This window comes from Nostoc sp. FACHB-280 (assembly GCF_014697615.1).
In the GTDB taxonomy this organism is placed as follows: Bacteria; Cyanobacteriota; Cyanobacteriia; order Cyanobacteriales; family Nostocaceae; genus Nostoc_B.
In genome coordinates, this window is sequence record NZ_JACJSD010000066.1 from 1 (window position 1) to 13533 (window position 13533).

9 protein-coding genes are annotated in these 13533 nt (G+C 39.7%); 4 read left to right on the top strand and 5 right to left on the bottom strand.

The window, feature by feature from the left end; genetic code table 11:
• Nucleotides 1-129 precede the first annotated feature (129 nt).
• Both H6G75_RS29845 and H6G75_RS29850 read left to right on the top strand, forming a co-directional pair.
• Complete coding sequence (locus tag H6G75_RS29845; protein WP_206757384.1) at nucleotides 130-588, top strand: hypothetical protein; 459 nt, start codon at nucleotides 130-132, stop codon at nucleotides 586-588.
• Between the two features lie 493 nt (nucleotides 589-1081).
• The gene (locus H6G75_RS29850) at nucleotides 1082-1501 is read left to right on the top strand and encodes a hypothetical protein (RefSeq protein ID WP_190983523.1); all 420 of its coding nucleotides are present in this window, start codon (nucleotides 1082-1084) and stop codon (nucleotides 1499-1501) included.
• A 274-nt stretch (nucleotides 1502-1775) separates the two neighbouring features.
• Here H6G75_RS29850 and nifD read toward each other — a convergent pair whose 3' ends face one another.
• The 4 genes from nifD to nifS form a co-directional block, all read right to left on the bottom strand.
• Nucleotides 1776-3218: a nitrogenase molybdenum-iron protein alpha chain gene (gene nifD, locus H6G75_RS29855; protein ID WP_190983524.1), complete on the bottom strand. Its 1443-nt coding sequence runs from the start codon at nucleotides 3216-3218 to the stop codon at nucleotides 1776-1778.
• A 152-nt stretch (nucleotides 3219-3370) separates the two neighbouring features.
• Entirely contained in the window at nucleotides 3371-4258 is an 888-nt protein-coding gene (gene nifH, locus H6G75_RS29860; RefSeq protein WP_190983525.1) for a nitrogenase iron protein, read from the bottom strand.
• A 215-nt stretch (nucleotides 4259-4473) separates the two neighbouring features.
• Nucleotides 4474-5388, bottom strand: a complete 915-nt coding sequence (gene nifU, locus H6G75_RS29865; RefSeq protein ID WP_190983526.1) for a Fe-S cluster assembly protein NifU — start codon at nucleotides 5386-5388, stop codon at nucleotides 4474-4476.
• A gap of 107 nt (nucleotides 5389-5495) precedes the next feature.
• Nucleotides 5496-6695, bottom strand: coding sequence for a cysteine desulfurase NifS (nifS, locus tag H6G75_RS29870; protein ID WP_190983527.1), 1200 nt, complete (start codon nucleotides 6693-6695; stop codon nucleotides 5496-5498).
• A 111-nt stretch (nucleotides 6696-6806) separates the two neighbouring features.
• Here nifS and xisF point away from each other — a divergent pair, with 111 nt between their 5' ends.
• Nucleotides 6807-8351, top strand: coding sequence for a fdxN element excision recombinase XisF (xisF, locus tag H6G75_RS29875; protein WP_190983528.1), 1545 nt, complete (start codon nucleotides 6807-6809; stop codon nucleotides 8349-8351).
• On the opposite strand, the gene H6G75_RS33680 is transcribed toward xisF, so the two are convergent.
• The gene (locus tag H6G75_RS33680) at nucleotides 8348-8476 is read right to left on the bottom strand and encodes a hypothetical protein (protein WP_277884119.1); all 129 of its coding nucleotides are present in this window, start codon (nucleotides 8474-8476) and stop codon (nucleotides 8348-8350) included. The genes xisF and H6G75_RS33680 overlap by 4 nt on opposite strands.
• A gap of 832 nt (nucleotides 8477-9308) precedes the next feature.
• Between H6G75_RS33680 and H6G75_RS29885 the strand changes: the two genes are divergently transcribed.
• The gene (locus tag H6G75_RS29885; protein WP_190983529.1) at nucleotides 9309-13532 is read left to right on the top strand and encodes an SDR family NAD(P)-dependent oxidoreductase; all 4224 of its coding nucleotides are present in this window, start codon (nucleotides 9309-9311) and stop codon (nucleotides 13530-13532) included.
• The last annotated feature ends 1 nt before the right edge of the window (nucleotide 13533 follow it).

Genomic DNA, 13533 nt, shown 5'->3' on the forward strand with positions numbered 1-13533 from the left:
TGCTAGAACCTACGAAGAATTAGATCAAGCTATCACAAATGCCCTAGATGCAGTGACTAAAAAAGACATTATTGGATGGTTTACTCACTGTTGTTACTATATTGCACCCAACTGAGAACCGCTATATTTTTGATTAGTGAAAAAGCTCGGAGCGAGTTTATTATTGCACCGATTTTACTAGCCTGCCGAGATATCAGCCAAGATAGGTTAGCTATTTTTTCTGGACAAAGACTTGATGTTGATCCTGCACAAGGTTTGATAGGAGAATGTGATTTTATTCTCGCATTAGCTCCACCTTTACCACCTTTGCGATCGCCAATTATCACCATTGTAGAAGCAAAGAAAAATGATGTTGAAGCTGGGTTAGGGCAATGTATCGCCCAAATGGTAGCAGCAGATTTATTTAATCGTTCAGCTAACCAAGCAGAAAAGTCTGTGTATGGATGTGTGACAACAGGAGAAGTATGGCAATTTCTTCAACTTTCCCAAAAAATAGCTTTCCTTGATCAGCAGAGATATTACTTGGATAACATAGGGGCAATTTTGGCCATTGTGCAGACAATTGTTCAGCAATTCAGTAGTGAGTAGTTAGTTGCTTGATTGAATCTGCGATCGCATGTCTTGTGTACTTGGAGTGATCGCTTACTATAGTTGCTTGGCGCGTTGGCGTAGCCCGCCGTTCGCGGTAGCGTCTCTGAAAGAGAAGGCATCGCTTTATCTCGTAAATTAGTTTTATTAACACGCAATCATCGAGATTTTAGCAAAGTACCGGGATTGTTAATAGAGGATTGGACAGTTTAATTAGTTTTTGAGTGCTAAGTGCGATCACCTACGGTGGTAATTTTATTCCACACATGAACAATTGATAAGGTTATCTAGAAAGTTTCAGTATAATTTGGTGATTGTACATCAGCAGTTTCTGGGTATTCTCTTCATAAGCATACATTTGCTGAACTACACTGAAACCTAAAAATTTTTAGAACTGTAAAAGCAGACAACATCCATTAATTGGTGAATAGTTGGCAGATATTCACTTTTTAGCGCAATTAAACTTACCATTCTCTATTTTTAAGCAAATACTATGAACTCAGCTACAGTTGGCAATCATTTCGCATCTCCAAGGACAGGTGTAATAGGAAAATTAATTGCTAATTCCAATAATGAATATGATGTAGAGGTCAATAGCCAAGTCTTTAAGTTAAATCAGTCACAGTTTAACAAACTGATACAAGTTCCAGACACTATTCTTCATTTATTAAACCAACCAGATGAAAGATTTTTAGAGGCTCATAAGCAACTTGTAGATTCTTTTCTTGAAGCAGCTAGGATTTTATACTTCGATGGCAATATGGAATATGAAGTACTTCAAGCATGGAGAGAAAAGCTTGGATTTAAGTACTCTAATGATATATCTTCATTAACTGATCATGGTAACTCATTAGAGTATGGTGGCCTATATCTGGGTGGAGATTGGAGGGATGACTACGATCCACGTTACTAAATTTTTTAACTTCATCTTGAGAGGCGAGCTTATCTATCGTATCTCTCCAGTAATATAACAACGGACATTTATTTCAAATAATCTAAAATAATTGTTCTTTAGAATTGAAGCGATCGCCCATATTAATCTAAAAAATATCATTTAAAATAGTTTTTTAATTTACACTTTTAAAGTAACAAAAATCTAACCAAAACCCAAAAAACATACCATATAAGAGTTATATTGTCTTAAGCCGCAAAAATATATTGTTCTCAGATAACCCTACAACCTGCATTTAGGCTAAAAATAGACTCTTTTTTCTCCCGTCACAAGAAAAGCTTGATTTACCTGACATATTCGCCCCGTCGCCAAGTTCGGAGTAATCCCAAGAGTGCATTTGACGGAAGGGAAGACCCATCTTTTGGAAGGCGTACTTCTCTTTAATACCAGAAGCGATTAAGTCTGGCTTCTTAGCTTTAACGAATTCCTCGAATTCGTAAGCGGTAACGTCATCGTAAATGATGGTGGCGTTATCGATATAGTGGGTGGTACGTTTGTAGTCGTCGTTGTGAGCGAACTCATAACCTGTACCGACAACTTTGATACCCAAGTCTTCAAAAGCGGGAACAACGTGGCGAGGACGTAGACCACCTACGTACAACATTACGGTGTTACCTTCCAAGCGAGGACGATACTTTTCAAGTACCGAATTCATCACTGGTGTGTACTTAGCGATGACTTTTTCAGCGTTTTCTTGAATCTTAGAGTCAAATTTAGCTGCAATTTCGCGTAAAGATGCAGCAATTTTGGTGGGGCCGAAGAAGTTGAATTCCATCCAAGGCATACCGTATTGTTCTTCCAAACTACGGCAGATGTAGTTCATAGAACGATAGCAGTGGATGAGAACTAATTTAGCAGCAGGGCCTTGAATCAACTCGTTGAGTGTACCGTCACCAGACCACTGAGCTACAACACGCAAGCCCATTTCTTCTAATAACATCCGGCTTGCCCAAGCATCACCACCGATGTTGTAGTCACCGATTAATGCTACGTCGTAGGGGCTTGGCTCGAAGTCGAGAGTATTGTTTTTCTTAGCTTTGTCAAATTCAGGGAAAATCCAGTCACGGATAGCGTCGTTAGCGATGTGGTGGCCTAAAGACTGAGATACACCACGGAAACCTTCGCAACGTAGGGGTACAACTGGCTTACCAATTTGCTTAGAAGCTTTTTTAGCAACAGCTTCGATGTCATCCCCGATTAGACCGATGGGACATTCAGATTGAATGGAGATACCACGGTTCAAGGGGAAGAGAACTTCTAGTTCTTCGATGATTTTGGTTAGTTTTTTGTCACCACCAAATACGATGTCGCGTTCTTGGAAGTCGGAGGTGAAGTGCATGGTACCGAAAGAGTTGATACCTGTTACACCTACGTAGTAGTTACGACGACCAGACCAAGACCAGTAACCGCATCCTACGGGGCCGTGGCTGATGTGGATCATGTCCTTAATAGGGCCCCAAACCACACCTTTAGAACCTGCGTAAGCACAACCACGGGCGGTCATTACACCAGGAATGGATTTGATGTTAGACTTAACGCCGCAATCAGATTTGCTTTCTTCGTGGACGTTGAGGTGTTTTTCGCGTTTTTTGCGAGCTTTTTCGGGATAAGCTTGCAGAACTTCTTTAATTAGTTCCTTATTTTCATCTACAAGATTCTTGTTTTCTGGAGGTGTCATAGTCTGCCTCGGTAACAGTTAAAGATGGGGAAATGGAGGGAAAAAAGGGAGAGGAGAAGAATGAAGGCTGAAGGCTAAAGCTGAATGAAGGGAATTTTCATACTTCACACTTCATACTTCATACTTTCCTTGACTCCTAATTAGGGAATTACTTACTTGGTAGCTTCTGCGGGCTTACCGATGATGTCTGCGTGCTTAGAATCATCATCTAAGATACCGTATTCAATCAACAGTGCTTCTAGTTCGTCCATCTCGATTGGTGTAGGAATGGTGAGCTTGTCGTTGTTGATGATTTTCTTAGCTAATTCACGGTATTCATTACCTTGGTTGCTGTCAGGTGCGTACTCGTTGACGGTCATACGACGCAATTCAGCGTGTTGAACGATGTTGTCACGAGGTACGAAGTGAATCATTTGGGTGTTCAACCGTTTTGCCAAGGTTTCGATGAGTTCGTGTTCCCGGTCTGTCTTACGGCTGTTACAAATCAAACCACCCAAGCGTACACCACCGGAGTGAGCGTATTTCAAAATACCACGAGCGATGTTGTTTGCAGCATACATCGCCATCATTTCACCAGAGGTAACGATGTAGATTTCTTGTGCTTTACCTTCACGGATAGGCATAGCGAAACCACCGCACACAACGTCACCTAATACGTCGTAGGATACGAAGTCTAGGTCTTGGTAAGCGCCGTTTTCTTCTAAGAAGTTGATGGCGGTGATAATACCACGACCAGCGCAACCTACACCGGGTTCTGGGCCACCAGATTCTACGCACTTAACACCACGGAAACCGGTCAGCATTACTTCTTCGAGTTCTAGGTCTTCTACTGCACCGCGTTCAGCAGCCAAGTGTAATACGGTGGTTTGTGCTTTAGCGTGGAGCATCAAACGGGTAGAGTCTGCTTTAGGGTCGCATCCTACGATCATGATGCGTTGACCCATTTCTGCCATAGCTGCCAGGGTGTTTTGGGAGGTGGTAGATTTACCAATACCGCCTTTACCATAGAAAGCTATCTGTCTAATTTTTTCGTCAGTCATGGTTCTCTTTTCCTACAATTGGTTGGTTAATGGGTCTTTGTTTTTGTTTGAGAATCTCACGCCTGTTGAGCTATGGCTGTGAGTGGTTGTAGAACGCCGCCGGTGGCGATCGCTCTACCGAAAATCGCATTGGCATAATGTACATTTAGTTGGTTATGAAGTTGTGAAAGTTCTTTTGGTTGTTGACAATTAACTGTTAACTGTCAACTGGTTAATTAGACTGCTTCAACTACGATGTCTTTACTGATGCGATCGCGCAGTCTCGATTCAATCGCTATCTTTAAGGTGGCGGTGCTGCTGGGACAAGAATCACAAGCACCTTTGAGGATGACTTTAACGATATTTCCTTCGATGTCGTACAGTTCGACATCTCCGCCGTCTGCAATCAGGACGGGTCTAACTTCTTCATCGAGAACTTTTTGAATTAAGGCAATCTTTTGAACGTTTGTTAGTGGTCTTGTGGCTGTGGCTATTTGACCGTTATTAAGAATTTCTGGAGCTTTTATGCCGTTAATGCTGTCTTTACTGGCTGTGGCGACTTCCTGCTCTACATCTTTAATAATATCATCAATTTTTGTTAAACAGGAACCGCATCCGCCACCAGCTTTGACATAATTTGTTACCTGCTCCGCAGTAGTAAGGTTATTTTCTTTCACTACGCGGCGAATTTTTGTATCAGTGATACCAAAGCAGGAGCAAATTAAAACGCCTTCGTCATCATCGTCATGGGCAGCCAAAGGAATGCCACGATAGTTATAAATTGCGGCTTCTAGGGCTTCTTGACCCATAACTGAGCAGTGCATTTTGGCTTCGGGTAAGCCGCCGAGGTAATTTGCAATATCTTTGTTAGATACCTTCAAGGCTTCATCTAAAGTCAAACCCTTAACCATTTCGGTCAATGCACTAGAAGAAGCGATCGCACTGGTACAGCCAAAGGTTTGGAAACGTGCATCCAGAATCTTATCAGATTCTACTTCTACTTTCAGGTGTAGTCTTAAAGCATCACCGCAGGCAATACTTCCTACTTCTCCCGTTGCAACCTTAACTCCAGGTTCACCCGTTTCTTCGATGACTCCCTGATTTTTGGGATCGTAAAACAGTTCTAATACTTTATCTGTGTAGTCCCACATGGTCTATTTTAGATTTTGGATTTTGGATTTTGGATTAGTCGTCATTTGTTATTTGTCCTTTGTCATTAGTCATTTGTGTGTTATGACAAATGACCAATGACGAATGACTAATGACTATTGACTAATGACTGCGATTGCAACCAACCTGCGTCGTCGTTTTTGAATGGCGACAGAGCGCGGAGACGTTCTACAATTTCGGGCATGACTTCAATGACGCGATCGATTTCAGCATCGGTGGTGTAGCGACAAAGACTGAAGCGAATGGAACCATGCAAAGTGGTGTATGGTAAACCCATTGCCCGCAGAACGTGGGATGGTTCGAGTGAACCGGAGGTGCAAGCGGAACCAGATGAGGCACAGATACCGTGTTTATTTAACAAAAGTAGGATTGCTTCACCTTCGATATATTTAAAACCGATGTTGGTGGTGTTGGGCAATCTGTTCTTAACATCCCCGTTAACTTCACAATCAGGGATTTTAGCGAGGAGAGTTTGTTCCAGGCGATCGCGCAACTGTCTTTCTCTCTTAGTTGCTTCTTCTAAATGCAGCAATTCCAACTCGGCTGCTTTACCTAAACCAACGATACCTGGAACATTCTCTGTACCCGCCCGGCGACCGCGTTCTTGGTGTCCACCAATCAACAGGGGACGGAATCTCACGCCCCGGCGCACATACAACGCGCCAATACCTTTGGGTGCGTGAATTTTATGACCAGACATAGTTAACATATCTACTGTACTGGTCTTCATGTTCAGTGGCAGTTTACCCACTGCTTGCACTGCATCGACGTGGAACAGTGCGCCGCGTTCTTTAACGCGTAATCCAATCTGCTCAATCGGGAAAACCGTACCTGTTTCGTTATTAGCATACATGATGCTTACCAAGGCGGTGTTCCCTGTCAGCGAGGCTTCTAGTTCATCTAGATCCAACTGCCCCTGACTATTTACCGAAAGATAGGTAACACTGTAACCTTGGGTTTCTAGTTGTTTGCAGACATTCAGCACCGCCGGATGTTCTACTTGGGTGGTGATGATGTGGCGCTTTTCTGGCTGGGCTAACAAAGCGGCGCGAATGGCTGCGTTATCTCCCTCGGTTCCACAACTGGTAAAAACAATTTCTGATTCATCTGCACCTAAGAGGGCGGCAAGTTGTTCTCTGGCTGTTCTCACTGCTTTAGCCAGTTGCCCGCCAAAGGTGTGCATACTTGAGGGGTTGGCGTAATATTCGGTTAAATAAGGCATCATTGCCTCTAAAACCTGTGGGTCTACCTTAGTAGTCGCATTATTATCTAGATAAATGACGCTCATTATTTATACCCCTAGGATTTCACCCTGATGCTTTTGCATTTGTTCAGAGAACTTCTGAGACTAGAAGTATTTACTATCAAATATAATTGAAAGTCGTATCTATGCGTTGTTATGGAAAGTTGGGGTTATGCCAGAGTCAGCGGTGAAGAACAGCAAACAGATAAAGGTGCGTTGCGTAAACAAATAGAACGCTTGCGCGGTGCAGGATGTTCCAAAGTATATTGGGATATTCAATCGCGGACAACAGAAGTCAGGGAAGGACTGCAACAATTAATTAATGATTTGAAAACATCGCCCAAGGGAAAAGTTAAATCTCTGCAATTTACCCGGATTGACCGGATTGGTTCATCATCGCGGTTGTTTTATTCATTGTTGGAGGTGTTGCGTTCCAAGGGAATTAAACTAGTAGCTTTAGATCAAGGAGTAGACCCTGACAGCCTTGGCGGAGAATTAACCATAGATATGTTGTTGGCGGCTGCCAAATTTGAGGTCAGAATGGTGACAGAGAGATTAAAAAGTGAACGTCGTCATCGGGTGAACCAAGGCAAAAGTCACCGAGTTGCCCCATTAGGATATCGTATCGACAAAGATAAATATATCTGCGATCGCTCACCATGTGTTTGTTTGTTGGAAGGACGCAGAGAATTAACTGTATCTGATGTAGCTAGATATATTTTTAACACTTTTTTTGAGTGTGGTTCGGTAGCGGCGACTGTGCGGAAGTTGCACGCAGATTTCGGTATAGAAACAAAAGCTTTTGATTTGAATAAGCCAGAAACATCTTCACGAATTGTCAATGATGATGACTTGGATAATATTGTATTTACACCAAATAAAGCTAACCACCCCTTACGTTATCCTTGGTCTGGGTTAAGATGGTCGATCGCAGGTCTAAAAGCATTATTAGTAAACCCTGTTTACGCAGGGGGTTTACCTTATGATACTTACGTTAAATCAAAGGGGAAACGCAAAAACTTTGACGAGTGGAAAGTAAAATGGGGAACTCATGATGATGAAGCAATTATCACCTATGAAGAACACGAACGCGTAAAACAGATTATTAGAGAAAATCGCAATAACCGATGGGCTTCTAGAGAAGATAACGAAGTAAACCCATTTGCTAATTTAATCAAATGCGCTCATTGCGGAGGTTCGATGACGCGCCATGCAAAAAGGGTAAATAAAGATGGGGAAGCTATCTATTATTATCAGTGCCGTTTGTATAAAGCTGGCAACTGTAGCAATAAAAATATGATTTCATCAAAAGTATTAGATATCCAAGTAGTAGATTTTTTAGCACAAGAAGCCGAACGGTTAGCGAACTTAGTAGAAACAGATGAACCATTACCAATAGAGGAACCCGCAGAAGTCAAAACCCTGCGTGCATCGCTGAATACTTTGGAAACCTTACCACCAAGTTTAGCGATAGAACAAATCAAAAATGACTTGAAAGAACAAATTGCGATCGCGCTAGGAACACAAAATAATGCAGCTAAAGAATCTCTAATTGCTAAAGACAGAATTATCCAGGCTTTTGCTAATACAAGTTACTGGCAAGAATTACAACCCCAAGATAAACGATTAATACTCAATGGCTGCATCAAAAAAATATGTGTAGATGGCAACTTTGTCACAGCCATTGAGTATCGTTACTAAGCACTTTTACGTTTTGATTTTGTCTTCAGTTCTGGAATCACCAAAGTAGATTTTACCCCTGTGTTACGTCTTTCCCATTCCAGAACTGTACGAATTACAACTTGTGACCAAGATTCGTAAGCCATAATTACCATCATTAGTTAATTTGAGAATAGCGAAAATGGCATTTTTTTTTGTTCATCACAAGCAATATCTCAAAATAAAAATGTGTTGAGTGAGCATATTTTCAGCAACAGTTTAAATTTAGAGAATAAAGAGATATAAAATACAGGTAAAAATTTGCTTGATGATATTTTCTAGGATTCAAAATTCAGACACAAACTCAATAAACCCCTTCCTGACATCTTGCTCAACATCTTCTCAAAGCAAGTCTGAGACTCTAGGATGGTTGGTAGTTGGGGTTGCGATCGCGTAATGGGTGATATAGCAATCCTATATGATATACGAACAAATTTCGTCTGTGTATCATTTTTAAAGTGAAATGGTATTACTCTTGGAAAGACTATACCGATGTCCCCCAATGTCACCTATATCCATAGCAATCATTTTTCAAGTTAGACTCACACAGCGATACAAAAAACCCAGTAATTGAAAAGGGATTATGGGTTTACATCGTGTACAAGTTTTGTCGAGCTATTTCCCTATACCTAGTCTGAATGACCAATTTTTATGCGTAAATCCTAATTTTAAATATTTTTATTATTCCCTTAAATGTCTTAACTGTCCTCTTAAATGTCTTAAATGTCTTAACTATCTTTTTAAATGTCTTAACTGTCTATCTAACTATTTTAATTATTTTCTTAACTGTCTTAACTACTATTGCATTTTATTGATAAAACTGAGATTATCTATCTGTAGAATGATGCAAAAATCATACATAAGTAAAAATAATAATAATTTCAAACCTAAAATAACCTTAGTTTATAAATAATAATAATAATAAGGATATCAAACCTGATGCAGTTAAATAATCATAGTCAAGTTTTAACAATCACAAGTGATAAAATTTTTCTATACAAAAAAATAGAAGCTGCTATTCTGTCGAGTTTGACTGTAAGTGATTGTGTAATTCGGGAGAAACAAACACAAAAGCTGAAACAGGAATTAGTTGCCTATATCGTTCCATCAGGTTTATTCATACCAGAACAATTAAAGTCTCATCTGCAAACAATTCTGCCTAAAGAATTGATGCCTACAGCATTTGTGCCAATCTCAACCATACCTTTAACGGTAGGAGGTGAGGTAGATGAAGTTACTCTAGCCAATTTAGAAGTTCTTGACTCTGAGTTAATGGGTAATTTAGAAGAGCAATTAGAGTCATTATCAGAAATTGAGCTTGTTGCTGTGGTTGCCGAACCTGTTGTTAACAAAATTCCACCTCTACATTTAGATGATTTACTAGGTGAGATTCAAGTAACTCTCGATGAAAATATCCAAGAAAAAGTACAAATAAACACTCGTATTCAGACAAGAGAAAACAAGAATTATTCTTCACTCAAAAAATTAGCTATTAGTCACGGTGAAGTACTCAAATATTCTGAAGATGCTCCTCAAACTTTAACAGAAGTATTAAAGCAAGCCGCTACAAATTCCACTAGAGGTATTAGCTACATTAAATCTAATGGAAGTGAGCAAGTTCAATCTTACAGAGAATTATGGCAAGATGCCCAACGCATTTTAGCGGGATTGAGAAAACTAGGACTCCAACCTCAAGATAAAGTAATTTTTCAATTAGAAGATAATCAAGATTTCATCTGTGCTTTTTGGGGTTGCGTATTAGGGGGATTTGTGCCGGTACCAGTATCCATCACACCTAACTATGAACCAGCCAACAGTAACGCCAGCAAATTACAAAACACTTGGCAGATGTTAGGAAAACCTCTTGTCCTAACGAGTGCTAATTTAGCTCCTGACATTGATAATTTTTTCAGACTTCTAAACTTAGAAAACTTTCAAATTGTAACTGTTTACCAGTTGCGTCAATATGAACCAGATTTAAAATTGCATCCTAGTCAACCAGAGGATTTAGCAATTTTGTTTCTAACTTCTGGCAGCACTGGAATACCCAAGTGTGTGATGTTGAATCATCGCAATATATTGAGTATGACAACTGGCTTAATTTTAATGGGTCATTTTTCCAGCCAGGAAAGTGTTTTAAACTGGATGCCTTTAGATCATGTGGGTGCGTTAGTTTCTCTGAGTATCATGGCCGTAAGTTTAGGTTGCCAACAAATTCATATACCCACTAACTTGATTGTGCAGAATCCGCTCAAGTGGCTAGATTTGATTGATCAACATCAAGCTACGATTAGTTGGGCTCCTAACTTTGCCTTTTCCCTCATCTGCGATGCCCTTGACAATCTTTCAGATAGTGCCATTGATATCAATTGCCAGTGCCAGCAATGGAATTTATCTTCCATGAAGTTTATCATCAACGCTGGAGAGCCGATTGTCATTAAAACAGCAAGGAATTTCTTAAAGCTGCTAGGTCGTTACGGTTTAGTGAGTAATGCTATTCACCCAGCTTTTGGGATGTGCGAAACTTCTTCTGGTATAACCTACTCTGATAGTTTTTCTCTAGAATCTTCATCGGATGAGACCTCATTTGTAGAATTAGGGCTGCCAATTGCTGGTGCTGCACTAAGAATTGTTGATGAAAATGAACAGATAGTTGCAGAAAATACTATTGGTCGTTTACAAGTAAAAGGTACTTCTGTTACCTCTGGTTACTATCAGAATCATCAAGCAAATCAAGAGGTTTTTACTGTCGATGGTTGGTTTAATACCGGAGATTTAGGATTTCTGCATCAAGGGCGGTTAACGATTACTGGAAGAATCAAAGATGTAATTATCATCAATGGATTAAACTACTACTGTCATGAAATCGAAGCTGCCGTTGAAGAACTTAAAGGAGTAGAAGTTTCTTTTACAGCTGCCTGTGCAGTCAGACAACCAGGAATTAATACCGATAAACTGGCTATCTTTTTCCATACTTCCATTATTGATGATAAAAGTTTATTAGCTCTGCTTAAAGAAATTCGCACTTGTGTTGTGAATAAGGTAGGGATAAATCCAGATTATTTAATTCCAGTCAATAAAGAAATTATTCCCAAAACTGCTATTGGTAAAATCCAACGTTCTCAACTCAGCCGGCGTTTCCAAACAGGTGAATTTAAATCAATTATTAAACGAATTGATATATTACTAGGTAACGCCAATACCATTCCTGATTGGTTCTATCGCCAAGTCTGGCAATCTAAACGTGCCATTACTCTTAATTCTCAGTTAACTGCTACTAATTCCACCCTAGTATTTCTAGATTCTTGCTTTTTGGGAGCATATATATGTCAAACATTATCAGCAAATAACCTGTCATATATAACTGTTTCAGCCGGAGAATATTTCCAAAAAATCAATCGCTCACACTACACAATTACTCCTGGAAAATCTCAAGATTACCAACTTTTACTTGAATCTCTAGCCGCAGATAATATTATCATTGGGCAGATTCTTCATCTCTGGAGCTATGACAAGTATATTGGCGAAGTCAAAAACCAAGCAGCACTCGAACAAGCACAAGAACAGGGAATATACAGTTTATTATTCCTTGTTCAAGCCTTAGCCAAAGTTCAGGGTGCTGATAATTCTGTGCAATTACTATTTATTTCTTCTTATGTCCAGTCTATTTGCCCAGATGACCGAATAGCTTATGAAAAATCAGCAGTATTAGGGCTACTCAAAACCATTCCTCAAGAATTACCCTGGTTGAACTGTCGCCATATAGATTTACCTTTTACTGAAGTTGAAAAAAATAGGGATTATATTCTCCAAGAAATAAAAATTTCCTCAAAAGAGCGAGAAGTAGCTTACAGAAATGGGCAGCGTTTCGTTCCTCGCTTAGAACAAGTTGATTTTACAAGCAAATCTAAATCCTCGATTACCTTCAAACAAGGAGGGACATATTTAATCACCGGTGGACTTGGTGGTATAGGTATTGAAATTGCGCGGTATTTGCTGAAACATTACCAAGCTAGATTACTGTTAGTGGGTAGAACTCCTTTAACTTCAGAAAGACACATAAAAATCTATCAAGAATTAGAACAGTTTGGGGGAGAGGTAAATTACGAAGCTGTTGATATTTGTGACTTAAAACAGTTGCTGATTATAGTCGAAAAATATAAATCCGGTTGGGTAAATAATTTGGATGGCATACTTCATTTAGCAGGAACTTTTCACGAAGAAGTTGTACTGGAAGAAACTCAGGATAATTTAGCATCTGTACTACGTCCCAAGGTTTTGGGTACTTGGGTACTGCATCAATTGGTAAAAGACAATCCAGACAGTATTTTTATCAACTTTTCTTCGGCACATGGTTTTTTTGGTAGCACTGCTGTTGGTGCTTATGCCGCTGCAAATAGTTTTCTCAATTGCTTTTCCCATTATCAAAATTCTCACACTGGATTAGCAAGTTATTGTTTTGCTTGGAGTATGTGGGATGATACAGGGATGAGTCAGGGATATCAGATGAAAAATCTGATCCGTGCCAAAGGTTTCTATGTTATGTCTTCCTTTCAAGCCATATCTTCAATGCTTGCCAGCTTAAAACATCAACAAAGACATCTATTTATTGGTTTAGATGGTAGTAACCAAAACATTCAAAGTTTGCAGTCATCAGCCTTTAACTTGCAGAAATTAACTGCCTATTTCACTGCCAAAACTCACGAGATTGTGAAATTACCAAAATTGCCAGTACAAGACCGTTTTGGAAATTCTTGTATTTATAATTTAGTACAACTCCCCCAAATGCCTTGTTTGGAAAATGGCGAAATAGATCGGGATAGACTTATTCGGGGAATTAACAATCAGGAAATGATGAAGTGGATAGAACCACGCAATGAGATAGAGTTGAAAATTACCCAATGTTGGCAACAAGTTCTGAGAGTGCCACTTTTAAGCATTTACGACAACTTTTTTGAGTTAGGAGGAAACTCCTTATTAGCTGGTCAGGTGATTGGGCGATTACGAGAAAGTTTTTCTCTAGAATTGTCTCTCCAGCGTTTGTTTCAAGTACCCACTATTGCTGGTTTAGCTCAGGCGATTGAGGCAATTCAAGCAGTAATCCAAAGTAACAATAACTTGACTACAACCTTAGCAGAAGAATATGAAGAGGATTATTTATAAA

What these genes read in the sequence shown, in the direction of transcription:
- H6G75_RS29850 (WP_190983523.1), top strand. Translation starts at nt 1,082, where the DNA reads ATGAACTCAGCTACAGTTGGCAATCATTTCGCATCTCCAAGGACAGGT.
- nifD (WP_190983524.1), bottom strand. Translation starts at nt 3,218, where the DNA reads ATGACACCTCCAGAAAACAAGAATCTTGTAGATGAAAATAAGGAACTA.
- nifH (WP_190983525.1), bottom strand. Translation starts at nt 4,258, where the DNA reads ATGACTGACGAAAAAATTAGACAGATAGCTTTCTATGGTAAAGGCGGT.
- nifU (WP_190983526.1), bottom strand. Translation starts at nt 5,388, where the DNA reads ATGTGGGACTACACAGATAAAGTATTAGAACTGTTTTACGATCCCAAA.
- nifS (WP_190983527.1), bottom strand. Translation starts at nt 6,695, where the DNA reads ATGAGCGTCATTTATCTAGATAATAATGCGACTACTAAGGTAGACCCA.
- xisF (WP_190983528.1), top strand. Translation starts at nt 6,807, where the DNA reads ATGGAAAGTTGGGGTTATGCCAGAGTCAGCGGTGAAGAACAGCAAACA.
- H6G75_RS33680 (WP_277884119.1), bottom strand. Translation starts at nt 8,476, where the DNA reads ATGGCTTACGAATCTTGGTCACAAGTTGTAATTCGTACAGTTCTGGAA.
- H6G75_RS29885 (WP_190983529.1), top strand. Translation starts at nt 9,309, where the DNA reads ATGCAGTTAAATAATCATAGTCAAGTTTTAACAATCACAAGTGATAAA.